The 22,812-nt window shown below is 60.1% G+C and carries 18 protein-coding genes and 1 pseudogene; 8 read left to right on the forward strand and 11 right to left on the reverse strand.

All coding sequences use genetic code 11. The features are described 5' to 3' along the window. Window positions 1-33: 33 nt before the first annotated feature. From FHX05_RS16585 to FHX05_RS16615, 7 genes are all read right to left on the reverse strand, one after another. Window positions 34-792, reverse strand: coding sequence for a DUF1028 domain-containing protein (locus FHX05_RS16585; RefSeq protein WP_112603378.1), 759 nt, complete (start codon window positions 790-792; stop codon window positions 34-36). A 5-nt stretch (window positions 793-797) separates the two neighbouring features. Beyond that, window positions 798-2,585, reverse strand: coding sequence for a gamma-glutamyltransferase family protein (locus FHX05_RS16590; protein ID WP_183873052.1), 1,788 nt, complete (start codon window positions 2,583-2,585; stop codon window positions 798-800). A 22-nt stretch (window positions 2,586-2,607) separates the two neighbouring features. Next, on the reverse strand, window positions 2,608-3,486 hold the full coding sequence (locus FHX05_RS16595; RefSeq protein WP_183873054.1) for an ABC transporter permease: 879 nt from the start codon (window positions 3,484-3,486) through the stop codon (window positions 2,608-2,610). Next, window positions 3,483-4,430: an ABC transporter permease gene (locus tag FHX05_RS16600; protein WP_183873056.1), complete on the reverse strand. Its 948-nt coding sequence runs from the start codon at window positions 4,428-4,430 to the stop codon at window positions 3,483-3,485. Before FHX05_RS16600 ends, FHX05_RS16595 begins: the two co-directional genes overlap by 4 nt. A gap of 70 nt (window positions 4,431-4,500) precedes the next feature. Beyond that, on the reverse strand, window positions 4,501-6,009 hold the full coding sequence (locus tag FHX05_RS16605) for an ABC transporter substrate-binding protein (RefSeq protein WP_183873058.1): 1,509 nt from the start codon (window positions 6,007-6,009) through the stop codon (window positions 4,501-4,503). A gap of 85 nt (window positions 6,010-6,094) precedes the next feature. Continuing rightward, a complete protein-coding gene (locus FHX05_RS16610) occupies window positions 6,095-6,832 on the reverse strand; it encodes a FadR/GntR family transcriptional regulator (RefSeq protein ID WP_183873060.1) in 738 nt (245 codons plus the stop codon). 144 nt (window positions 6,833-6,976) lie between these two features. After that, window positions 6,977-8,419, reverse strand: coding sequence for a M81 family metallopeptidase (locus tag FHX05_RS16615; RefSeq protein WP_183873062.1), 1,443 nt, complete (start codon window positions 8,417-8,419; stop codon window positions 6,977-6,979). 185 nt (window positions 8,420-8,604) lie between these two features. Here FHX05_RS16615 and FHX05_RS30400 point away from each other — a divergent pair. Further along, a pseudogene (locus FHX05_RS30400) lies at window positions 8,605-8,717 on the forward strand (IS6 family transposase); the annotation flags it as partial. Between the two features lie 204 nt (window positions 8,718-8,921). On the opposite strand, the gene FHX05_RS16620 reads toward FHX05_RS30400, so the two are convergent. After that, entirely contained in the window at window positions 8,922-9,695 is a 774-nt protein-coding gene (locus tag FHX05_RS16620; RefSeq protein ID WP_246698975.1) for a FadR/GntR family transcriptional regulator, read from the reverse strand. A 430-nt stretch (window positions 9,696-10,125) separates the two neighbouring features. Between FHX05_RS16620 and FHX05_RS16625 the strand changes: the two genes are divergently transcribed. The 3 genes from FHX05_RS16625 (at window position 10,126) to FHX05_RS16635 (ending at window position 14,971) form a co-directional block, all read left to right on the forward strand. Next, window positions 10,126-11,589 (forward strand): DHA2 family efflux MFS transporter permease subunit, encoded by a 1,464-nt coding sequence (locus FHX05_RS16625; protein ID WP_210294895.1) that lies wholly within the window; start codon window positions 10,126-10,128, stop codon window positions 11,587-11,589. A gap of 420 nt (window positions 11,590-12,009) precedes the next feature. Beyond that, window positions 12,010-13,056, forward strand: coding sequence for an NAD(P)-dependent alcohol dehydrogenase (locus tag FHX05_RS16630; RefSeq protein ID WP_112603394.1), 1,047 nt, complete (start codon window positions 12,010-12,012; stop codon window positions 13,054-13,056). Window positions 13,057-13,228: 172 nt separating this feature from the next. Continuing rightward, on the forward strand, window positions 13,229-14,971 hold the full coding sequence (locus FHX05_RS16635) for a cation:proton antiporter (protein ID WP_183873067.1): 1,743 nt from the start codon (window positions 13,229-13,231) through the stop codon (window positions 14,969-14,971). 4 nt (window positions 14,972-14,975) lie between these two features. On the opposite strand, the gene FHX05_RS16640 is transcribed toward FHX05_RS16635, so the two are convergent. Both FHX05_RS16640 and FHX05_RS16645 read right to left on the reverse strand, forming a co-directional pair. Beyond that, the gene (locus FHX05_RS16640) at window positions 14,976-15,887 is read right to left on the reverse strand and encodes an acetamidase/formamidase family protein (protein ID WP_183873069.1); all 912 of its coding nucleotides are present in this window, start codon (window positions 15,885-15,887) and stop codon (window positions 14,976-14,978) included. A 142-nt stretch (window positions 15,888-16,029) separates the two neighbouring features. Continuing rightward, complete coding sequence (locus FHX05_RS16645; RefSeq protein ID WP_183873580.1) at window positions 16,030-16,980, reverse strand: helix-turn-helix domain-containing protein; 951 nt, start codon at window positions 16,978-16,980, stop codon at window positions 16,030-16,032. Window positions 16,981-17,064: 84 nt separating this feature from the next. Here FHX05_RS16645 and FHX05_RS16650 point away from each other — a divergent pair, with 84 nt between their 5' ends. The 3 genes from FHX05_RS16650 to FHX05_RS16660 all read left to right on the forward strand — a co-directional run bounded on the left by FHX05_RS16650 (window position 17,065) and on the right by FHX05_RS16660 (window position 20,210). Next, window positions 17,065-17,754, forward strand: coding sequence for a DJ-1/PfpI family protein (locus FHX05_RS16650; RefSeq protein ID WP_183873071.1), 690 nt, complete (start codon window positions 17,065-17,067; stop codon window positions 17,752-17,754). A 254-nt stretch (window positions 17,755-18,008) separates the two neighbouring features. Further along, the gene (locus FHX05_RS16655; RefSeq protein WP_183873073.1) at window positions 18,009-19,013 is read left to right on the forward strand and encodes an alpha/beta hydrolase; all 1,005 of its coding nucleotides are present in this window, start codon (window positions 18,009-18,011) and stop codon (window positions 19,011-19,013) included. Window positions 19,014-19,376: 363 nt separating this feature from the next. Further along, window positions 19,377-20,210 (forward strand): alpha/beta hydrolase, encoded by an 834-nt coding sequence (locus FHX05_RS16660; RefSeq protein WP_112336919.1) that lies wholly within the window; start codon window positions 19,377-19,379, stop codon window positions 20,208-20,210. Between the two features lie 76 nt (window positions 20,211-20,286). Here the strand turns inward: FHX05_RS16660 and FHX05_RS16665 are convergent, their stop codons facing one another. Then, a complete protein-coding gene (locus FHX05_RS16665) occupies window positions 20,287-20,460 on the reverse strand; it encodes a hypothetical protein (protein WP_015342656.1) in 174 nt (57 codons plus the stop codon). Window positions 20,461-20,699: 239 nt separating this feature from the next. On the opposite strand from FHX05_RS16665, the gene htpG reads away from it, so the two are divergent. Then, entirely contained in the window at window positions 20,700-22,592 is a 1,893-nt protein-coding gene (gene htpG, locus FHX05_RS16670) for a molecular chaperone HtpG (protein ID WP_183873075.1), read from the forward strand. Window positions 22,593-22,812 lie beyond the last annotated feature (220 nt).

A 22,812-nucleotide genomic window follows, 5' to 3' on the forward strand; every position in this document is an offset into this window, starting at 1 on the left:
TTTTACCATTGGTCAGGCTTCAATTGAGGTTGCTCACGACGGAGCTGCCATCGTTGCACGGGAAGCCGAGGGTCGGCCTTCGGCCACCCTTTTGGCCTCAAGCGCGGCAATCCTCTCGTCGATCTCGCGTCGGTCGATCACGCCGCTGGGATTCTGGCGCGTCGGCATGGTCTCGGCGACATGAAGATAACGCTCTTGAGCGACGGCATAGAGCCGCTCCAGTTCGGCAAGCGGATCGGCACTGTCGTCGACACGGATGTTCAGCCAGGCGTAATCCTGGTCGCGGTGGATGACGAGTGCTGCCGATTGCTTGCCACGCTTATCGCCGCCTGCATCTTCGCCCGCCCGCATGGCTTCGAGCAGTCGCTCGGCGAGCGGCTTGCCGACAGTGTTCTTGAAGGTCGCAAGCGTTTCAGAAATCACCTGCGGCCCGGCCAGCATGTTGCCGGCGACCGAGACATTGTCATCGACCAGATGTCCCGCCCAATCGATGCATTTGGCGCCGGTAAAGGCGGCATTGTTGCCCTTGCTGTCGATCAGGTGAAACTGCCGCTGCTCGCGGCCTTCGTCGCGAGCGCTCAGCGTTTCTAGGATCTCGCTCGGCGCATGACCGGATGCCAGCATCGCAAGTCCGTCGATGCCGTAGAGCGGGCTGGCAAAGGCCTGCGTCGCAACCGCGCCGATGCCGCCGCGAATATGCGGCACGATGCTGCCGACGGCAAAGAAGCGCGTGGCGACGGCGATGGCAAAGTTTCCGGTTTCCGGCTCGCGGGCGACAATGGACCAGGTCATCCGTTCTATCTCCCAATCGCGTAGGCTTGCATCAAACGCGGTGTTGCCGCAGCGCGCAAGAGGCCGTCGGCGTCACGCCGAGCTGCGGTGAGGCGGCCCACGGTCCACTCCGGCGCGACGGTCAGCTGATGGCCTTTCTTGCGGAGCGTATCCAGTACGTCGGCACTGAAATTCGCCTCTGCCGTCAGGCCGCCGGGTTCGCGCGTGCGCGGATAGAAGGAACTGGGGAAATGCGTGCTGTGGAATAGCGGCTTGTCGATCGCTTCCTGTAGGTTCAGCCCGTGATGGACATAGCGCAGGAAAAAGGAGAGCTGCCACTGTTCCTGCTGATCGCCGCCGGGCGTGCCGAATGCGAGCGTCGGGCGTCCTTCATGCAGCGCCATCGTCGGCGTCAGCGTCGTACGCGGCCGCTTGCCCGGTGCCAGCGAGGAGGGCAGGCCTGGCTGCAGCCAAAACATCTGCGCGCGCGAATTCAGGCAGAAACCAAGGCCGGGAATGATCGGCGAGGATTGTAGCCAGCCGCCGGATGGCGTCACCGACACCATATTGCCTTCGCGGTCGATGACATCGATATGCACGGTATCGCCGCGCTTCTCGGTGAGATGCGACATTGTGGGCTCATAGACCGCACCGCCCTTGGCTTCCGGCGCATCGAGCATCTGCATGGTGAGATCATATTGGCCTTCGAAGCTGGCAAGCTTGCCGGGGCGCAAGGCAAGCGATGCCTCCGGCGAAATCAGCCGGCGGCGTTCATCGGCATAGGCGTCCGACAGCAGGCTTTCGAGCGGCACTTTCGTGAAATTGGGGTCGCCGTAATAGACCTCGCGATCGGCAAAGGCGAGTTTCATCGCTTCCGTGACCGTATGGACGAAGTCGGCGCCTGCCGGGTCCATTCCGGCCAGATCGAAACCCTTGAGCAGCGCCAGCGTCTGCAGGAAGACGGGGCCTTGACCCCAGGGGCCGATCTTGGCGACCGTCCAGCCGTGATAGTCGTAGGTCTGCGGTTCCTCGATGGTGGCGCGCCAGTTGGTCATGTCATCCGCAGTCAGCACGCCCTTGTGGCGGGCGCCGCTCGCATCCATGACCTCCGTCTTGCTGACATAGCTGTCGATCGCTTCAGCGACGAAGCCGCGGTAATAGGCATCGCGTGCGGCTTCGATCTGCGCTTCGCGATCGCTCTTGCTTTCCGCCTCGGCAACGACACGCTTCCAGGTTTCGGCAAGAACCGGGTTCTTGAAGTTGGACCAGGGTTCGGGAGCGGCACCGCCGGGAAGCCAGGTGTCATAGGAGGTCGGCCATTCCTTGCGATAGAAATCGGCAAGTCCTGCAATAGTTGCGGAAACGCGCGGCAGGACGGGATGGCCCTTTTCGGCATAATGGATCGCCGGCTCCAGCACGTCGCGGACCGTCAGCCGGCCGTAGTCACGCAGCATCAGCATCCAACCGTCGAAGGCGCCGGGAATGACGGTCGCGAGCAGGCCATCGCCAGGAATGAGCTTCAGCCCCTCGCGCGTGTAATGTTCGATCGTTGCGCCGGCCGGCGCTGGCGCCTGGGCACAGATGACCTCGACCTTATCCTTCTTCTTCGAATAGAGGATGGCCGGCATGTCGCCGCCCGGCCCGCAGAGATGCGGCTCGACGATCTGCAGCACGAAGCCGGTGGCAACGGCGGCGTCGAAGGCATTGCCGCCCTTTTCGAGAATACTCATGCCGACGGCGGATGCGATCCAGTGCGTAGACGTGACGACGCCGAAGGTGCCGAGGATTTCGGGGCGGGTGGTGAATGCGGTCATTGGGGCATCCTTTTGAGTTTATTCATGCTTCGCGCGGGTCGAGCGCATCGCGCAGGCCGTCGCCGAGGAGATTGAAGCCGATCACGACGAGAAAAATGGCGGCACCCGGCCACATGGCCATCCAGGGCGCCTGTTCGAGATAATTCTTGGCGACATTGAGCATCGAACCCCAGCTCGGGGCAGGGGGCTGCTGGCCGAGGCCGAGGAAGGAGAGGCTGGCCTCGGCGATGATCGCCGTCGCGATGGTGAGCGTTGCCTGCACGAGGATCGGAGCAAAGACGTTCGGCAGGATGTAACGGGTGATGATGCTGGTATGGCGCAGACCGATCGAGCGGGCGCCTTCGACATAATCCTCCGTCTTGACCGCCAGCACCTGGCCGCGCGTCAGCCGCACGAAAACGGGCGTTGCCGAAAGCCCGATCGCGATCATCGCATTGGTGAGGCTCGGGCCGAGGAAGGCGGCAAGCGCAATGGCGGTGATGAGGAAAGGCATCGCCAGGAAGGCTTCTGTGATGCGCGAGATGATCTGATCGATCCAGCCGCCATAGTAGCCCGAGATCAGGCCCAAAGGCACGCCGATCGCAACGGCGATGGCAACCGAGAAGACGCCGGCCATCAAGGACGCTCGCGCGCCCCAGATCATGCGGGAGAGAATGTCCCGGCCGAGATCGTCGGTGCCGAGCCAGTGCGCGGCCGATGGCGCCTTGCGGATTGCCGACCAGCTGGTAGCGACCGGATCCGGGATCGGCAGGAGCGGTGCAAGCGCAGCGAGCACGGTAAAGAACAGGATGATCGCAAGCCCGACCAGTGCCCCCTTGTTGGCTCGCAGCTTGCGCCAGGCGCGGTTGGGAGCACGCTTGACCGAGGCGCTTGCGGCAGTCACTTGAACGATTGTGCTCATAGGGCCGCCCTCATGCGTGGATTGAGGACGACATAGAGAATATCCGCAATGAGGTTCATGGCGATGAAGCCGACGGCCGTGCAGAGCACCACGCCCTGGACGACGGCGTAATCCCGGTTGAAAACCGCATCGACGATCAGTTTGCCAAAGCCCGGGATGGTAAAGATCTGTTCGGTCAGCACTGCCCCGGCCAGCAGTTCTCCGAACAGCAGGGCGCTGACGGTGACGACAGGCAGGATGGCGTTGCGGAAGCTGTGCTGCAGCACGACGGCGGCCTCCGGCAAGCCCTTGGCGCGGGCTGTGCGGATATAGTCGGCACTGAGCACGCTGAGCATCGAAGACCGCGTATGGCGCATCAAGGTGGCTGCCAGTGCATTGCCGAGCACGAAGGACGGCATCAGCATCGTCTGGATCGAACGCCAGGGGTCCTCGAAGAACGGCTGGTATCCCGAGGCCGGCAGCCAATGCAGCTTCACCGAAACCAGCAGGATCAGCATGATACCAAGCCAGAAATTTGGCACCGACAGGCCGCACAAGGCGACGATATTGGCGAGAAAATCGATGAAGGTATTCTTCTTCACCGCCGCCAAAATGCCCATGGGGATGCCGATGGCGAAGGCAAAGATCATCGACATCACAGCGAGCTGAATGGTGACTGGCAGCTTTTCGGCAACGAGGGTCAGAACCGGCTGATTGGTGCGCAGCGAAACGCCGAGATCGCCCTTCGCGACGCCTTGCAGCCAGTAGCCATATTGATAGATGACCGGGTCGTTCAGCCGGTATTTCTCGCGCAGCAGCTCCAGCACCTGCGGATCGCGCTCCTCGCCGGCCATGGCAAGCACCGGATCACCCGGCAGCAGCTTCTGCAGCGAGAAGACGAAGATCGAAATGATCAGCAGCGTCGGTATGGCGACCAGCAGCCTCTTTCCGATATAGCTATACATGGGCAGATCCTTGCCGCGATGTCGAATGTGAAAGGGCCATGCGGGAAGGAGCCCGCATGGCTTTGGTCGCTCAGCCGTTCTTCTTCACGCCAACGAGACGGATCATGCCGTCCGGGGAGGGCATGAAGCCGGATACCTTTTTGTTGTAGGCCCAGATCCAGGCCTGATGTCCGAGGAAGATGATCGGCAGATCCTGGCTGAGGATCGCCTCGGCCGCATCGTATTTCTGCTTGCGCACGGCATTGTCCTGCGACTGGCGTGCCTCCTGCAGCAGCTTGTCGACTTCCGGATTGCTGTATTTGGAATCGTTGAGGCCGGCACCGGTCGTCACGAACTGCTGGATGTTGCCGTCCGGATCGGAGCGGCCGGACCAGTCGGAGCGGCTGAGCTGATAGTTGCCGCTCGACTGCGCGTCGAGCAGGGTCGCGAATTCCGTCGTCTTCAGCGTCACGTCGAAGCCTGCTTCGGCAACCATCGACTGGATGATCTGCATCATCTGCATCGAGACGGGATTGTTGGCGACGGCGAGCTCGACCGGAATGCGATCGAGGCCGGCTTCTTTTACGAGCGCCTTGGCCTTGTCGATGTCGCGGGCAGGCACCGGAATATCCTTGTCGAACCACGGGCTGTTAGGTGCAAACGGCTGATTGCCGGCAAGTCCGGTGCCGTCGAAGACGATCTGCATGGCGGCTTCGCGGTCGATCGCCAGCGAGAAAGCCTGGCGCAGGCGCTTGTCCTTGCCCATCGGATTGTCGGCGCGCGCACCATTGCCGACATTGGCGTAGACGCCAAGCCAACCGGTGCCGATCGCATCGGCATAGACGAGATTGGGGTCGCCTTTGACCGTACCGACATCGGATGCCGCCACGCGCTCGATCATATCGAGATCGCCGGAGCGCAGGTTAGCGAGGCGAACGGTCGTGTCGGGGATCGGCAGGTAGGTCACCTTGTCGATGAAGATCTTGTCCTTGTTCCAGTAATCCTGGAATTTTTCGAGCACGATGCGGTCCTGCTGCACGCGCTCGACGAATTTGAACGGGCCGGAGCAAACGGGATGATCGCCGAATTTGGCGCCGGCAGCCTTTGCCGCGGTCGGCGAGACCATCATGCCGGAGCGGTCGGAAAGCTGGGCGAGCAGCGTGACGTCAGGCGCCTTCAGGGTGAAGGTGGCTTCGTACTCGCCTGTTGCTTCGACCTTGGCGACGGAAGAAAGCTCGCTCTTGCGGCGCGACTCCGGCAATGTCTGATAGCGCTGGATGTTGTCGACAACGGCTTGCGCATTGAACGGCGTCCCGTCCTGGAATTTCACGCCCTGGCGCAGCTCCATGACGAGCTGCTTGCCGTCGGCGGACCATTTCCAGGATGTGGCAAGCTGCGGCACGAACTGCAGGTCCGGTGTTACGTCGACGAGCTTGTCGCAAAGTGCGGTATAGACGATGCGGCCGACGAAGGTGCGCGATTGCGCAGGGTCCAGCGCGTCGGCATCGTCCTGCAGGCCGATCTTGAGTTCGACGGCTAGGGACGGCAGCGCGATCAGGGCGCCGGCGGCAAGCGATACCATGAATTTGGCGATCTTCATTCTGTTCTCCTGTTTATCGTTTTCGTTCTTTGCGGTCCCGACCGGTTTCCTCTCCGGTCGTGGTCGAGCGTGGCGGGACTTTTGGTCAGTCCACCTCCTCAGTCAGCGGTTCCTCGGCTAGGCGTGCATCCAGCGAGGTGATGCGGATCAGGCTTTCCTGCAGCATCAGCAAATGTTCGCGCATGGCTTCGGCCGCCTTCATCGGATTGCGTGCAGCAATCGCATCGATGATCGTCCTATGCTGTGCATAGGAGACAGGGCGGGTCTTGTTGATGCTGCGGGCCAATTCGCGAATGGTTTGCCAGGCTTCATCCTGACGGACATGATTGATGACGTCGAAAATGGTGAGGAAGAACTGGTTGCCGGCGCTTTGTGCAATCAGCCGGTGCAATGCGCCATCCCAAAGCTCTCGGCTGTCGGCATCGTCGCTGGCGGTGATCTTCTTCGCTAGTTCGTACATGCGGTCGATGTCGTCGGGTTTGGCGCGCATGGCGGCGAGCTGAGCCAATTGCGGCTCGATGCGCAGCCGAACTTCCATGACCTCCATGAGATCCGTGCCGGCCACAAGCGTGCTGACATGCTGGCTCCAATCGGCCGGGCGCTGCCCGACATAGGTTCCCGAGCCCTGCCGGCGCCAGACGCGGCCTTCCGCTTCCAGCACTTCGAGTGCTCGCCGGATCGCACGCCGGCTGACGCCGAGGTTTTCCGAAAGAGCCCGCTCCGTCGGCAGCTTTCCGTCAGCCGGGAGATCTGCCGAATTCAAAAGCCCACGGAGCCTTTCCAGGGCATGGACCGAATTTTCCGGAAGGCCGTCGATTGCCATATCGAGAGGTGAACCAATTTGAAATTGGTTCGATAGAAGTTGAACTCGTTCGCCTCGTCAAGCGCTTTTTTGTGCAATTTCGGCATTGCACAATCTTTGTGCGTGATTGACGATAGCCGCTATTGCGGTTCTTTGACTTGAGCTTCAGCGGCCGACGGCGCGCGCGGAAATCGCTGTCTCAGGCGTAAAGTCGAAATCCTTGTCGAAGGGATAGGTTAGCTTCGTCTTGCGCAACCGCGGCAGGCGTTCGACAAATTGATCGACGACACCGGGGGACAGAGCCATCAGGTTCGGGTTGGCGATCGGCGCCAGCTCGGGCGAAAGGTAGCCGGATTTGACGACAATGATCTTCGCTTTGTGCGGTGCGAGGCCGAGGCGGGTGAAATCGGCGATGTTATGATAGGGGCGGCGCTTGGCCGACAGCACAAGGTCGATGCCGCCGATGGAAACCACGGCCTGCCTGTCGGTCGCTTCTTTAGTCTCCAGCAGATATTTGACGGTGAAGCTGCCCGTCACCGGCTTGCTGCCCTCGGTGTCGAGCGATGCGCCGACGGAAAGATTGAGAGTGGCGCCGAGGCCTGCGGTATAGCAGGCTTCCGTCGCGGCCCTGTCGGCGATGCCGGCAAAGATGACGCCTTGTGCTCCCTTGGCAATCAGTTCCGCCAGCACGTCGGTGCGATCACCGACGCCGCCACCCGTTGGATTATCGCCGGATTCCGCCAGAACCACGGGCGAAGTCGTGCTGGCGATTGCCTTGGCGACACATTCTTCGAGCGAGCCGGTCTCCGAGCCGAAAACGAAATCCTTGCGCACATCCCAATAGGCCTGCGCCAGTCGTTTCGCTTCGCGTTCGAGCACGGCGCGGTCCGTGCCGGTCATGATGGCGGCGGCCGTTGCGCGCGGTTCGTCGGCCCAGACGTAACCGACCATGAGGGAGGCATCCCAGACGCCGTCGATGGCATCGATTCCGGGCAGCATGTCGTAAAGGCTCTTGGCCGGTTCATCGACGGTGCTGGTGCGTTCGCCCGGCAGCACCACGGGGATCGGCGCCCAGAGCAGGATGGGTTTTACACCGGTCTTCAGGCTTTCCGTCAGCATCTTGACGGCGCGGCGCATGGTCTCCTCGACATCGATATGCGGCGCGGTGCGATAGGTCGAGTACATGTCGAGCGCATCGATGATGCGCTGGGTGACATTGCCGTGCAAGTCGTAGCTTGCCGAGACCATACAATCGTCGCCGACGACGGCACGAGCCGCACTGATCCAGTCGCCTTCGGCGTCTTCCATGCCTTCGACATACATGGCGCCGTGCATGGCGAGATAAAGCCCATCGAGTGGCAGTAATGATTTCAATCCTTCCAGAAACTCTGTCTTGAAGGCTTCGTATGTATGACGGGCGACCGGACCGCCGGCGATCGCTCTGGCATGAATGGTTGGCAGGAATTCGCCGTCATAATCCCTAAGGAAGGCGAAGTAGGGCGAGGCAGTCAGCTCTGGGCCGCGTAAAACGCGAAAATCCTTCTCTTCGTTCAGGACGGGATTGTAGGTGCTGCATTCGATGTGAATGCCTCCGACGGCGATGCGCATGGGAACCTCAATAGGGGTTGGGACCAATCAGGAAATTATGGACGGCAATGCTGGCGGCGTCCCGTGCCCAGACATCGGCATCATCTTTCTGCGGGTACATTGTTGACCGGGAAGTTGCGTTCGTAAACTCTTACAATGTCAAAGCTCCCGTCAAGTAGCTTTCGGTTGGCGAGATAGTTGCAGGAATTAGCGCCTCTTGCGTCAGCTACAAGAACCACCGCTTTCCACCGCAGATCATTGCTCGTTCGGTCTGGCTGTATTTGGGTTCCCTTTGAGCCTGCGGCTGGTCGAGGAGATGCCGAAGTGTCATCACCGACAAACTGCGCTCATACGGCGCTGCAGGCGAGATGTCAGAACATTGATCCCACAAGGGCCTGAATAATCGTGAGGAGATCCCGATTACGCGAGATGCCGGTCGGGCGTCGTCGGCGCCCAAGGCGGATGCACCGGAAGCGCTGACCCATTAGCGCGAGGCCAGGGCACCGGGGCAGGGTGTGATCTGTCAGAAGCCGTAGTCGCGCGCGAGCCAGGCTTCCAGCAGGTTTCGCGATGCCTTGATCGCGGCGTCCGTATCCTGTGCGAGAATGGCGTCGAGGATCGCCTTGTGAAGGGGCAGGGCGCGCTTTTGTCCTTCGGCTATGTCCTCGTGGCCCGATAGCGTGCGGTTGGCGTAGATCCCGACCGCGATCAGATCGATCAGCTGCGAATAGATCATGTTGTGCGTAGCGGCGAAGATCGCCGTATGGAAGCGCAGGTCGGCATCGGCATTGCTGTTGACGTCGCCGATGGTGGACGCCATCTCTTCGTAGGCGGATTTGATGGCCGTAATGTCGCTTTCGGTGCGGCGGAGTGCTGCGCGCGCCGTCGCCTCCGGTTCGAGCGCCAATCGCAGATCCTTGATCGATCGCATGATTTCGACCGATGGGCCGGTCTCGTAATACCAGACCATGACATCCGTATCGAGATGATGCCAGTTGGAGCGTTCCTTGACGCGCGTGCCGACGCGGGTCTTGATCTCGACCAATCCCTTGCCGGCCAGGCATTTCATCGCTTCGCGGATGACCGTGCGGCTGATACCGAATTGTTCGACGAGATCTGGCTCATTCGGCAGTGTCGTGCCGACCGGATAGTCTCCGCCGACGATGCGGCGACCGAGTTCGTGGACGAAATAGCCGAAGACGCCGCGCCGCGGGATCGTACCGTATTTTCGCACAAAGGCATCGAAGGGCGACTGCGTTACGATCAGTTTCGATTCCGGGGTAGCCCTGGAGGTCATTGCGTCCTGGCCATGTTTCATTATGCGGGGCTCTCGTTCCTTATTGATGCGCCGTTGGTAAGAACAATCGTCAGCCTATGTCGATGCGGAGGCTCCTTGCCAGCATCTCGGCCGGCTCGGGGCTGCTCCATAGTGTTGTGGTATCGATCCCATTGTACTTCCCGCGGCATTTTCCGATGAAAACCCTAGCATGTCTTCCATATACATGCCTACTGGCAACGAATTGACTGATCTGTTCACCGATTTGAACAGGTTAGCCTCGGGCCTGTTTGGGTCGGCAACGGTATCGGCGTGGAGATCAAATTGCGTACCATTCGCTAAGCGAAACGTGATCGCTCAATCGATTGATGGGACGATTTCGGCTATCGTAAACGTTCCCGAACCGGTTAAATGCAGGCGGGATGCGAGGCGGATTCGGAGTTGCTGATCCATGAATGATATGTCCACACCTGGGCAGAGGGAGGAGGTGCGGGAGGCGGGCTCGCGTTCGCTGTTGATAGCACTGCTCGTGGCTGGCGCCTTCTTCATGGAGAATCTCGACGGTACGGTCATCGCGACCGCATTGCCGCAGATGGCCATTTCCTTCGGCGCCCGCCCCGTCGATCTCAATATCGGCATGAGCGCCTATCTGCTGACGCTTGGCGTCTTCATTCCGATCAGCGGCTGGATCAGTGATCGCTTCGGCGCGCGTCTGGTCTTCACGACAGCCGTCGTCATTTTCACGCTCGCCTCCGTCCTCTGCGGTTTTGCCAATGGCGCCGGCTCCTTTGTTGCCATGCGCATCCTGCAAGGCATCGGCGGCGCGATGATGGTGCCGGTGGGCCGTCTTGTCGTCTTGAACAATACCCCGAAGGACAAGCTGATCTCGGCTATTGCGACGATCACCTGGCCGGCGCTGGTGGCGCCGATCCTCGGGCCACCGCTCGGCGGCTTCATCACCGACCATGCAAGCTGGCGTTGGATATTCTTCCTCAATCTGCCGCTCGGCATATTGGCTTTCATTTTTGCGCTCATGCTCATTCCGGAAACGAAAAGCACAGCGCGCCCGCCATTCGATTGGATCGGCTTCGTCGTCAGCGGCATCGGGCTTGCGAGCCTGATGTATGGGCTGGAACTGATCGGCCGCCCTGATCCCGTCTGGCTGGAGGCCTGGGCCTATGTGATCGTCGGCTTCGTCCTGCTGACCATCGCCGTTTTCCATTTTCTCCGCACGAAGCATCCGCTCATCGATCTCTCCGGGCTAAAGCTGCCGACGTTCGCCATCACCATCTCAGGCGGATCGTTGTTCCGCACCGCTATCGGTGCCGTGCCATTCCTGCTGCCGTTGATGTTTCAGGTCGGCTTCGAGCTCAGCGCCTTTCATGCGGGCATGCTGACGCTCGCCGTTTTCGCCGGCAATCTGGCAATGAAGCCAGCAACGACACCCATTCTGCGCCGCTTCGGCTTCAAGCCGGTACTGATCGTCAATGGTCTTCTGAACGCCATCTTCATTGCCGCCTGTGCGCTGTTTTCGCCCGATACGCCGCTCTGGTTCATTGCGCCGGTGCTGTTCATCGGCGGCATGTGCCGGTCGATGCACTTTACGGCACTCAACACGATAGCTTTTGCCGATATCCCACCGGGGCAGATGACGGGTGCCAACACGCTGTTCAGCACCGTCTTTCAGCTGACGATGGGCATGGGCATCGCGGTTGGCGCTATCGGCATACGTATCGGCCAGGCAATCAGTGCGCCATTGGGGGTCGATGGTGTCGTCGCCATCGAGTTCCGTCTGGCCTTCGTGCTGCTCGGCATCATCGCGCTTCTGGCCGTGCTGGATTGTTTGCCGCTTGACCGCAAGGCAGGTGACAACGTTTCGCGCAAGCCAAAACAGAACGCAAGGAAGGCGGCGTAGCGATGTCAATATTCGAAGTGGTTAGTATGGGAATTGGATGAGATTATAATGCAGCAATATTGCTGGAATCGCCATCAGGATGATCAGAAGCATTGCGACGCTGGCTGCGCGCATCATCTTCCTCCGGCGGGCGCGCTGACCGGTCCAATCATATACTGCCATAATGAGCCCCTCCTTCTCATTAGTGATTAGAAAGACAAGAAATGGAACGCCAGTCAATATCGGCAATAGCGAGCTAAATAATAAGTATTATCTAATATGTTGAGGATGAGGCATACTTTGACGGCCGCAGAGAGCCGTCGAACTTCATCTGCAAGAGCCTAAAGAGCGTTTTATGATGCTGGCTCAGACGATATAACGAACAAGGATTTCGTGCCCGTGTCAGCGGGACATTGGTTGCTTTGGAAGAGGAAAAGGCAAATGAGCAAGATGCGTGCCCTGGTTTTGGAGCGTCAGCATGAACTGGCGATCCGCGATATCGATCTGCCGCAGGAGGTCGGGCCTGGCCAGGTGAAAATCAAGATCCACACTGTCGGCGTCTGCGGATCGGATGTGCACTATTACACCCACGGAAAAATCGGCCCCTTCATCGTCAACGAGCCGATGGTTCTTGGTCACGAAGCGGCGGGAACGGTGGTGGAAGTCGGCGCAGGCGTGACGCATCTGAAGATCGGCGACCGTGTCTGCATGGAGCCCGGCATTCCCGATGCCAATTCCAAGGCCAGCCGTCTCGGCATGTACAATGTCGATCCCGCCGTCACCTTCTGGGCGACACCGCCGATCCATGGCGTGCTGACCCCCTTCGTCGTGCACCCGGCCAACTACACCTTCAAGCTGCCCGATAATGTCAGCTTTGCGGAAGGGGCGATGGTCGAGCCCTTCGCCGTCGGCATGCAGGCAGCCACCAAGGCGCGCATCACGCCTGGCGACACCGCCGTCGTACTCGGCGCCGGCCCGATCGGTATCATGGTTGCGGTTGCAGCCCTTGCCGGCGGCTGCGCGCGGGCGATCGTTGCCGATCTCGCCCAGCCGAAACTCGATATCGCCGCGCAGTATCAGGGCGTCATTCCGGTCAATATTCGCGAGAAGAATCTCGTCGAAGAGGTCGATCGCTTGACCGATGGCTGGGGTGCGGATGTCATCTTCGAATGCTCGGGCTCGCCGAAGGCGTGGGAAACGGTGATGGCGCTGCCGCGCCCCGGCGGTGTCATCGTTGCCGTCGGCCTGCCGGTCAATCCGGTCGGCTTCGACGTCTCGACGGCATCGACCAAGGAGATCCGCATCGAAACGGTTTTCCGCTACGCGCATCAGTATGAGCGTTCGATCGCGCTGATCGCCTCCGGTCGAGTCGATCTGAAGCCCTTGATATCCGAGACATTTGACTTCGAGGACTCGATCAAGGCTTTCGATCGCGCTGTTGAGGCACGTCCGACCGACGTCAAATTACAGATCGTCCTCGACCAATAGGGTTTCGCTGTCACATCGCCTTGCCTCAAGTCCTTTGCGGGCTTCACGCATCGGCAAGGCGATGTTTTCCCTTAGGTTTCATATCTCCCGTAGACGGCCCTGCAAAAGCGATGCTAGGTAGCCTCTCAAAGAGGGAAACAGGCTTTAACGCCGTGAAACGGGAAGGACAGCCGTGCCGCACGACGTTGCATTGATCGCATTGATTGCCGCGGGCTTCGTATTCGCGGCCATTTTCGGCTATCTGGCCGACAGGCTGCATCTGCCGCCGCTGGTCGGTTATCTGGTGGCTGGCGTCATCATAGGTTCGTCAACCCCTGGTTTTGTCGCCGATGTTTCCCTCGCATCGCAATTGGCCGAGATTGGTGTCATCCTGCTGATGTTCGGCGTCGGCCTGCATTTCTCGGCCGCTGATTTACTGGCGGTACGCGGCGTCGCCATTCCCGGAGCCATCGGCCAGATTGCGATTGCGACGCTGCTCGGTGTGGGTTTGACGTCGCTATGGGGCTGGAGCGTCGGTGCAGGCGTGGTCTTTGGCCTCAGTCTTGCCGTTGCCAGTACGGTCGTGCTGCTGAAGGCGCTGGAAGAGCGCAATCTCGTGAGTTCGACCAATGGCCGTGTCGCCGTCGGCTGGCTGATTGTCGAAGATCTGGCCATGGTGCTTGCGCTCGTGCTCTTGCCGGCCTTTGCCGGTGTTCTGGGCGGTCATGCGGATGCCGGTGGTCATGCCGCTTCCGGTTCGATCTGGCTGACGATCGGCATGACGCTGCTCAAGGTCGCAGCCTTCGCGGCTGTCGCGATCTTCATCGGCCCGCGTGTGGTGCCATGGCTCCTGACCTCGGTTGCGCGCACGGGTTCGCGCGAACTTTTCACGCTGTCGGTGTTGGCAATTGCGCTCGGCATTGCCTTCGGTGCAGCAGAAATCTTCGGCGTATCCTTTGCGCTCGGCGCCTTCTTTGCCGGCCTTGTGATGAGTGAATCGCATCTCAGCCACAGGGCGGCGGCCGACTCCCTGCCATTGCAGAATGCCTTTTCGGTGCTGTTCTTCGTGTCCGTCGGCATGCTCTTCGATCCGTCGGTTTTGATCCGCGAACCGCTGATGATTATCGGCGTGCTTGCTTTGATCATGCTCGGCAAGGCGTTGATCGCTTTCTGTGTCGTGCTGCTGCTGCGCTATCCCGCCAGCATCGGCTTTGCAGTTGCCGCCGGACTTGCGCAGATCGGTGAGTTCTCCTTCATTCTGGCCGGGCTCGGCGTCTCGCTCGGGCTGCTGACGCGGGAAGGACAGGATCTCATCCTTGCCGGTGCGATCCTGTCGATCACGCTCAATCCGCTGGCTTTCTACGCCACGGAAAAGCTGGAAAACTGGGCCTTTGGGCGCTGGCCCTTCCTGGCGAACAAATATGGCATGGCCAAGCAGGAGGCTCTTCGCCGCCAGTTGGCCGTCATCAACAAGCAGCGCGAGGAGCGTGATCGCCAGCATCATCTCGAGATCGAGCAGCTCATCGAAACTTTCCCGATGTTTGCCGAACTTGATGATAACGAGCATGAGGAGCTGCTGCTGCTCTTCCGCCCGAGATCGGCGTCGCCCGGCGACCGGGTGATCCGAACCGGCGATCGTGGCGACAGCATGTTCTTCATCGCTTCGGGCGCTGTTGAGGTACAGCTGGAGGATGACGAGATCCGGCTCGGCGCCGGGGCCTTTTTCGGCGAAATGGCGCTGCTGACGGGCGCGCGCCGCACGGCCGATGTCGTCGCCGTCGATTTCTGTCAGCTCTTCGTGCTGGACCGCCGCGACTTCAATCTGTTCATGTCGCGGCATCCACAGCTGCGTGCCGCCGTCAGCCGCATGGCGCGGGAGCGGCAGGAAAGCAACGTGTCGCGCCAGCGGCGCGACCTTTCCCAGGATGCGAGCTGATATTTTATCGGCGTTTCAGCCAGGATTTCGAGACCCGGCAGGCCATGGTGTAGGCAGGGTCGAAGACGTTGCCAACATCGTAGCGCACAACCTGACCGAGCAGGTGGCTAGCCGCAGTCTTGTCGAGACCGTAATCTGAGCCGAGCCAGCGCAGCATTTCGCTGGTGGCGTGTTGCAGGGCCTGATCGAGCGGCCGGGCATTGCCTATGGTGAAAATATCCTCTGCCGTCTCGCCGCGCGGCCAGACGATCGTCTTCTTCTTTTCGACGCTCAGGCGCACCGTCACCTCGAATGTGGTCTCAATGCCGGTGCCAACGATCTCGCCGTCCCCTTGCACCGCATGGCAATCGCCGAGGAAGAAAAGCGCGCCCGGCGCCGCGACCGGAAACCAGACGGTCGTGCCAGGCCCAAGCAGGCGATAATCCATGTTGCCGCCGAATTCGCCGCTGGTGGCGGTCGATATGGCCTGACCGAGAGACGGCGCGACCCCGAAGCAGCCGATCATCGGAGCGAGCGGCAGGGTAAGTGTCTCGAGACCCGCGACCGGTTCGGCCAGTCGTGTCGTAAGATTCTGGCGGTCGATCTGCCAGATCGCCCTCTCGGCTGCCGGCAGCGCGCGGACATCCTGTGGATCGATAACATTGGCGGCGACCACGCTGCGGGTAAAGCCTGTATCGCGCGTCGGCACCATTGCGAGAATCTCGACCTTGAGAGAATCTCCCGGCTCAGCGCCCTCGATGAAGATCGGCCCGTTCATCGGATTGGGGCCGGATATCTGGCGAATATCGTTTTTGTCGTAGCCGGCGGCATCGAGCGTTTCGGTAACGACCGTATCGCCATCGGCAACATGCAAGGCCGGTGGCAGCGAGCCGATGACATTGTGATAGGTGTTGGGAACGAAACGGTGCATTGCCATCTTGCTTAAGCCTTGTGTGGATTCCGGTCGCGGCAGCCTATGACGACTCTGAACGTCTGGGAAAGGGCGCAGCGACCATATTTATGCAGAAAGGCCCACTTTGCTGAAGTGCGGGACAAATGTTTGCCGACGCAGTCAGGCCTCATCCAAAATGATCGCGAAATGCCTGCGGCGTCGTGCCGAATTTCCGCATGAAATTGCGCCGCATGGTTTCTTCCGAACTGAAGCCGCAGCGCATGCGTGCCTGATGCACGCTCAGGCCTTCTTCCAGAAGGCGGCGGGCCGCTTCGATGCGGATTTCCTCCACCGCGCGTGCAGGTGTCCGCCCGGTCGCTTTCAGATAGTGGCGCGAGAAGCTGCGTGCGCTCATATTTGCCTGCTCGGCGAGCGCCGGTAGGGAAAGATCGGCGCGCAGATTGTCCATGATCCAGCCATGCAGACGATCGAAGCGTTGGCCGCTTTCCTGAAGCCTCAGCGCCGCGCTGAACTGCGCCTGGCCCCCCGGACGCTTGAGGAAGACGACGAGTTCGCGAGCCACGGAAAGTGCCAACGAGCGACCAAGATCGGCCTCGACCAAAGCAAGCGAAAGATCGATCCCGGCAGTCACGCCGGCGGAACTCCAGATCTGCCCGTCCTGGACGAAGATCGGATCGGGCTCGAGCTTCACTTGCGGAAAGCGCTTGGCAAATTCTTCGCAACGATTCCAATGGGTCGCTGCCCGCCGCCCATCCAGAAGACCGGCTTCCGCAAGCAGAAAGGCGCCGCTGCAGACGGAGGCTATCCGACGAGCATTCGCGGCTCGCCGGCGCACCCATTCGATCAGGCCGAGGTTCTCGCAGGCTTTATTGACGCCCCAGCCGCCGGCGATGATCAAGGTGTCGAGCGGAATATCGCTACTGCCGAGTGGGGCGGTCATCAGCGCGAGACCAGAGCTGGTTCGGGTCTGTGGGTTTTCCGCGACAACGATGGCTTCGTAGGGTTTCGGCTGATCGAGCTCATGCGCCGCCTCGTTGGCGCTGGTGAAAACCTGCAGCGGACCCGTGATGTCAAGCAGTTGGGCGTTGTCGAAGGCAAGAATTTCGATGCGGCGCATGATTGGCAAAAAATGACGGTGGTTTGGCAAATGTGCCAGAGCATTGTCGCATAGGCTTGGAAAGTCAATCATCGGAGACATGTCATGACCATCCGCTTCGGCCTGCTTGCGTTTCCAGGCGTCCAGCAACTCGATCTGACCGCACCCTACGAGGTATTCGCCTCGATGGATGATGCGGAGGTGCATCTCTTGTGGAAGGACACGTCGCCCATCGTGTCGGCAACGAAGCTGGTGTTGCAGCCGACAACGACGTTTGCCGAATGCCCGCCGCTTGACGTCATCTGCGTGCCCGGCGGTGTCGGCGTCAATGCATTGCTGGAGGATGCGGCCGTCCTGAGCTTCGTCCGGGAACAGGCGGCCCAAGCCCGCTTCGTGACATCGGTATGCACCGGTTCTCTCGTCCTTGGAGCGGCCGGCCTGCTCAAGGGCAAGAAGGCCACGACCCATTGGAATGCGCTTGACTTCCTCGAGAATTTCGGAGCCGTTGCCTCGCCGGGGCGCGTCGTACGGGATGGCAATCTCTTCACCGCGGGCGGCGTTACGGCCGGTATCGATTTCGGACTGACGATCGTTGCCGCCTTGCGCGGTCGAGAGGAAGCCGAAGCGATCCAGTTGTCGCTGGAATACGCGCCCGAGCCGCCATTTCATTCCGGATTGCCCGAGAAGGCCAGCGTTGAGGTGTTGGCTAGAACCAGGCAACGCCTTGCGGGCTCGAGAATGGCACGGCAGGCGATCATCGCTCGCCTCGCGGCGGCCAGACATGGGGCTGAATGAAAAGGACTAGTCCACCGGCACTGTCACCTCAATGAAACGGAGCACCGATAGGGAAGCGATTATCGGTTGATCATGTCGAGGCGATGAATGACGGGCAGGCGGATGAATGGAATTCCTGTCCCATCTTGCCCACCATACTTGACACAAATAGCTTTTCTGCGACCGTGGCATCACGATGGCGTCCACGGCCTTGCGGGGAAAAGGCTTATTTGATGAACGAGTTCCGATCATTGCGCTGGATATGTTGCTTCGTCATGGCACTGGCCGTTCTGATAGGCGCAGGCCCAGGGTTGATATCGCAAGCTGCAGCCGCCGAAACCTCCGAGATCGCCCCGCAGACAAAGACTTCAAGCGAACAGATCGAGAAGCTGATCGGCACTTTGCGCGATAGCGGTGCGGTGTCCGGAGCCGATCTGTCGCAGCGCCGCTCCGCTTTCGAGAAGCTCATGGCATCGACGCCGGGCCCGGCGCGTGTCCAGATACGGCGTGTCGACGCGAACGGTGTGGATGGTGATCTCATCTGGCCGGCTCGGTTGCATCATCCAATCGGCCGGCGTGCCATTCTTTATCTGCATGGCGGCGGTTTCTATAGCGGCTCGCTTCGGACGCACGCCAACATAGCGGGTTCGCTCGCCAAGGCGGCCTCGGCCGATGTGCTGTTGGTCGACTATCGCCTCGCGCCCGAAAATCGCTTCCCCGCGCAAAGAGATGATGCCATTGCGGCTTATCGCTGGCTTCTGACATCGGGATACAGGGCCGGCAACATCGTTATCGCCGGCGAGTCGGTTGGTGCAACTCTGGCCATCGAAGTCGTTTTGAACCAGCTTAGGCTGAGTGGTCCGCTTCCCGCTGCTGTGGTCGCGATGAGCCCGATCACCGACTTCGCCGCAAGGGGGGAGTCCCTGGCCGCCAACGCTGCCAGTGACCCTTTCATGAACAAGGCCGAGCTCACGCTCATCCACGATGCGTTTGCGCGTGATCGTCCAGCAGTCGATCCCGACATGTCGCCGTTCTATGGCAATGTCTCGGGGTTTCCCCCACTGTTGATCCAGGTCGGCGCGCGTGAGGCACTGCTCGATGACACCTCGCGGTTCGCAGATAAGGTACGCCAGGCAGGCGGCAATGTGAGCTTAGAAGTCTGGCCAGGGATGATCCATCAATGGCAGATTTTCCCGTTCTGGCTCGACGATGCGAGGAAGTCGAACGAACGCGTCGCGCAATTCGCGATCGCGCATTTTGTCGATAAGCCCATGCAATAATTATCGTGCAATTATCAACAGTTAAGCAGCGCCTGATTTCGAAACTTTCGTTCAAGAGACCGATGTGACTTCGCAAGTCCACGAAATTAAATAATTACCTTTCAATTGGTTATCGCAATAAATAATCGCTAGATAATTTTGTGTGGACATGAAAATCGAAATGCGCTAATCACATATATGTCGCGATAATAAGTCGCACGATAAATTTAAGTGGAGATTGAAATGAGCCAGTCGATCCCTCAAGCTACTCGTCGGGGCGTTATGACAGCCGGGCTCGGCCTTGCCGCCGCTGCAGCCGTCGCCCCCTTCGCTCAACCTGCACAAGCCTCTACAAAGCAGCCAACTTCGAAAGGTAAGGACACCATGAGCAGCAGCACGATCACCACCAAGGACGGCACGCAGATCTTCTACAAGGACTGGGGAACAGGCCAGCCGATCGTCTTCCATCACGGATGGCCCCTGAGCTCAGACGATTGGGACGCCCAGATGCTATTCTTCCTTCACCAGGGCTACCGCGTCATCGCCCACGACCGTCGCGGCCATGGCCGCTCCAGCCAGACGGCGACCGGAAATGAAATGGATACCTATGCCGCCGATGTGGCGGCTCTGGCCGAGCATCTCGATCTCAAGGGCGCCATCCATGTCGGCCATTCGACAGGCGGCGGCGAAGTTGCGCGCTATGTCGCCCAGTACGGTGGCCATGGTCGCGTCTCGAAGGCCGTGCTGATCGGCGCCGTACCGCCGATCATGGTCAAGTCCGACAAGAACCCCGGCGGCCTGCCGCTCGAAGTCTTTGATGGCTTCCGTGCAGCACTTGCGGCCAACCGCGCTCAATTCTTCCGTGATATTCCTTCAGGTCCGTTCTATGGCTTCAATCGTCCCGGTGCCGCTGTTTCGCAGGGCGTCATCGACAATTGGTGGCGTCAGGGCATGATGGGCGGCACAAAGGCCCATTATGATTGCATCAAGGCTTTCTCTGAAACGGACTTCACCGAAGACTTGAAGAAGATCGAAGTGCCGACGCTCGTCATGCATGGCGACGACGACCAGATCGTGCCGATCGCGGACTCGGCCCTTCTGTCCTCGAAGCTGCTGAAGAACGGCACGCTCAAGGTCTACAAGGGCCTCCCGCACGGCATGGCCACGACGCATGCGGACGTGATCAACGCGGACCTGCTCGCCTTCTTCAAGGCATAAGCAATAAGAACATCATGCGCCCGCCGAAAGGCGGGCGCTTCACAGCCTGCCGGGTGCTGTTACCACCCCCACCACTTCAGCTGTCGAGTTTCAACGAAAGCTGAACGGCGCGCGGCAAGGGCGGTAGCGGCCGGCTGATTTCGACACGGCGCGTCCATGTGGCGCGCCGTTCCTGTTCGCGCTCCCGAAGGGCCTTCGAGACAGCGACAAAGGTCATTGCACGTTCGATGACTTGCTCGGCTTTGGTCATGGATATCTCCATATGTTCACTTTATGTTCTCATATTGATCTCATAAAGTCAAGCTTCGGGCTTTATGCCGGTAGGTCTCCGATATTCTACCCGCGCGTTTGATGATGGCTGGAAAGCCGGAGCGGCACCTTCTATCGCGGCCGAAGGCCAACCTTATTGGCCGCCCAAGCTTGAAATTTCTCTCGTCTTCCGCCACCTGTTCGGCGCGACTTTCAACATTCCCAGGAGACTAGACGCATATGACAACCACCACCGCAGAGATGACCGCCGAGAGCCACGTCTTCGAGGCCGACGTTGCCCGCCTTCTGCATATGATGGTTCACTCGGTTTATTCGGATAAGGATGTCTTCCTGCGCGAGCTGATCTCGAACGCGGCCGATGCCTGCGAAAAGCTGCGTTACGAGGCGATTGCGCAACCCGGCCTGCTCGCGAACGATCCCGACAGCCGCATCCTGCTGACGCTCGACGCCGATGGCGGCAGGCTCATCGTGGAAGACAACGGCATCGGCATGAGCCGCGACGAGATGATCGAGGCGCTCGGCACGATCGCCCGCTCCGGCACACGCGCTTTCATGGAGCGAATCGAGGCCAACAAGCAGGGCGAGGGAGCGCAACTCATCGGCCAGTTCGGCGTCGGCTTCTATTCCTGTTTCATGGTGGCCGATCGCGTCGACGTCATCTCCCGTCGGGCCGGCGCCGAGGATGCCTGGCTTTGGTCTTCGGACGGCAAGGGTGGCTACAGCGTTGCGCCCGTCGAGGTGAGCGAGGCTCCCGCGCGCGGCACCCGCATCACGCTGCATCTGATGGAGGATGCCAAGAGCTATGCATCGCGCTGGACCGTCGAGCGCATCGTCAAGGAGCAATCCGGTCATGTGCCGGTGCCGATCAAGATAGCCGAGAAGCCCGGCGAGGAGGCAACGCAGCTCACCGACGGTACAGCGCTGTGGACCAAGTCGAAGAACGACATCACGACCGAGGAATATACCGATTTCTATCGCGGCGTTTCCGGCCAGTATGACGAGCCGGCACTGACCGTGCATTTCCGCGCCGAGGGCCGCCATGAATATTCGGCGCTCGCATTCGTGCCCGGTTCGCAGCCCTTCGATCTTTTCGATCCGGATCGCAAGGGGCGCATGAAGCTTTATGTGAAACGCGTCTTCATCACCGATGAAGCCGAATTGCTGCCGCGCTATCTACGCTTCGTGCGCGGTCTCGTCGACACGTCGGACCTGCCGCTCAACGTCTCGCGTGAGATGATTCAGGAAAGCCCGATCCTGACGGCGATCCGCAAGGGCGTCACCAACCGCATCATTACGGCGATCGAGAAGCAGGCGGAGAGCGATCATGACGCCTTCCTGAAGATCTGGGAGAATTTCGGCAGCCTCATCAAGGAAGGCATTTACGAGGACTTCGAACGTCGTTCTCAGCTTCTGGCGCTTTCGCGCTTCCGCACCACGACCTCGGGCGACGGCTATCGCTCGCTTGCCGACTACATTAGGGATGCCAAGGAAGGTCAGCAGCCGATCTACTATCTCGTCGGTGGCAGCCTGGAGCAGCTGAAAGCTTCGCCGCAGCTCGAAGGCTTCCGTGCCCGCGGCATCGAAGTTCTGTTGCTCACCGATTCAGTCGACAGCTTCTGGGTGACGAACGCGCCGGAATTCGAGGGCAAGAGCTTCAAGTCGATCACGCAAGGCTCTGCCGATCTCGCCCAATTCAAGAAACAGGATGATGAGGATAAGCCGGAAAGCGAAAGCGCGCCTGCCGAAGTCCAGGCCTTCCTTGACTATGCCAAGCAGAAGCTAGCCGATGAAGTCTCCGATGTGCGCGCATCCGATCGCCTGATCGAAAGCGCCGTCTGCCTCGTCGCGTCCGAGCAGGGTTATGACCGCCAGCTTGAGAAGATCTTGCAGGGGGCTGGCCGTCTGCAGTCCGGCGCCAAGCCGATCCTTGAAATCAACATGGATCATCCGGTCGTCAAGGCGATTGCCGCCAAGGCGGATGCGCCGTCCCTGCGCGACGATGCGGCCTTCCTGCTGCTCGATCAGGCCCGCGTTCTCGATGGCGACAAGCCGGCCGATCCGCGCGCTTTTGCCGAGCGCCTGGCGCGACTGATGGAGAAGGCGCTGCAGTAATCAATCAGGTCGGCACGGCTTTGAAAAGTCGTGCCGACCTGCTCGGCAGAGCTGGCGTCCGCCTGGGCGGTTGATGCAAAAAAACTTGTCTCTAATTGTCATCTTTTCGTTGCGCAAGGGGACGTCGTCTTTTATAGAGGACGTGCACACTGGCCGGATCGCTTGGCCACGTAAGCGTTAACGTCACTCAACGCGTATGATCGAACGGCTCTGCGGCTTC

The sequence above is a fragment of the Rhizobium sp. BK491 genome (assembly GCF_014194925.1).
GTDB lineage: Bacteria > Pseudomonadota > Alphaproteobacteria > Rhizobiales > Rhizobiaceae > Rhizobium.

Coding starts and splice junctions, on each gene's coding strand:
- FHX05_RS16585 (WP_112603378.1), bottom strand. CDS start 792: ATGACCTGGTCCATTGTCGCCCGCGAGCCGGAAACCGGAAACTTTGCC.
- FHX05_RS16590 (WP_183873052.1), bottom strand. CDS start 2,585: ATGACCGCATTCACCACCCGCCCCGAAATCCTCGGCACCTTCGGCGTC.
- FHX05_RS16595 (WP_183873054.1), bottom strand. CDS start 3,486: ATGAGCACAATCGTTCAAGTGACTGCCGCAAGCGCCTCGGTCAAGCGT.
- FHX05_RS16600 (WP_183873056.1), bottom strand. CDS start 4,430: ATGTATAGCTATATCGGAAAGAGGCTGCTGGTCGCCATACCGACGCTG.
- FHX05_RS16605 (WP_183873058.1), bottom strand. CDS start 6,009: ATGAAGATCGCCAAATTCATGGTATCGCTTGCCGCCGGCGCCCTGATC.
- FHX05_RS16610 (WP_183873060.1), bottom strand. CDS start 6,832: ATGGCAATCGACGGCCTTCCGGAAAATTCGGTCCATGCCCTGGAAAGG.
- FHX05_RS16615 (WP_183873062.1), bottom strand. CDS start 8,419: ATGCGCATCGCCGTCGGAGGCATTCACATCGAATGCAGCACCTACAAT.
- FHX05_RS16620 (WP_246698975.1), bottom strand. CDS start 9,695: ATGACCTCCAGGGCTACCCCGGAATCGAAACTGATCGTAACGCAGTCG.
- FHX05_RS16625 (WP_210294895.1), top strand. CDS start 10,126: ATGAATGATATGTCCACACCTGGGCAGAGGGAGGAGGTGCGGGAGGCG.
- FHX05_RS16630 (WP_112603394.1), top strand. CDS start 12,010: ATGAGCAAGATGCGTGCCCTGGTTTTGGAGCGTCAGCATGAACTGGCG.
- FHX05_RS16640 (WP_183873069.1), bottom strand. CDS start 15,887: ATGGCAATGCACCGTTTCGTTCCCAACACCTATCACAATGTCATCGGC.
- FHX05_RS16645 (WP_183873580.1), bottom strand. CDS start 16,980: ATGCGCCGCATCGAAATTCTTGCCTTCGACAACGCCCAACTGCTTGAC.
- FHX05_RS16650 (WP_183873071.1), top strand. CDS start 17,065: ATGACCATCCGCTTCGGCCTGCTTGCGTTTCCAGGCGTCCAGCAACTC.
- FHX05_RS16655 (WP_183873073.1), top strand. CDS start 18,009: ATGGCACTGGCCGTTCTGATAGGCGCAGGCCCAGGGTTGATATCGCAA.
- FHX05_RS16660 (WP_112336919.1), top strand. CDS start 19,377: ATGAGCAGCAGCACGATCACCACCAAGGACGGCACGCAGATCTTCTAC.
- FHX05_RS16665 (WP_015342656.1), bottom strand. CDS start 20,460: ATGACCAAAGCCGAGCAAGTCATCGAACGTGCAATGACCTTTGTCGCT.
- htpG (WP_183873075.1), top strand. CDS start 20,700: ATGACAACCACCACCGCAGAGATGACCGCCGAGAGCCACGTCTTCGAG.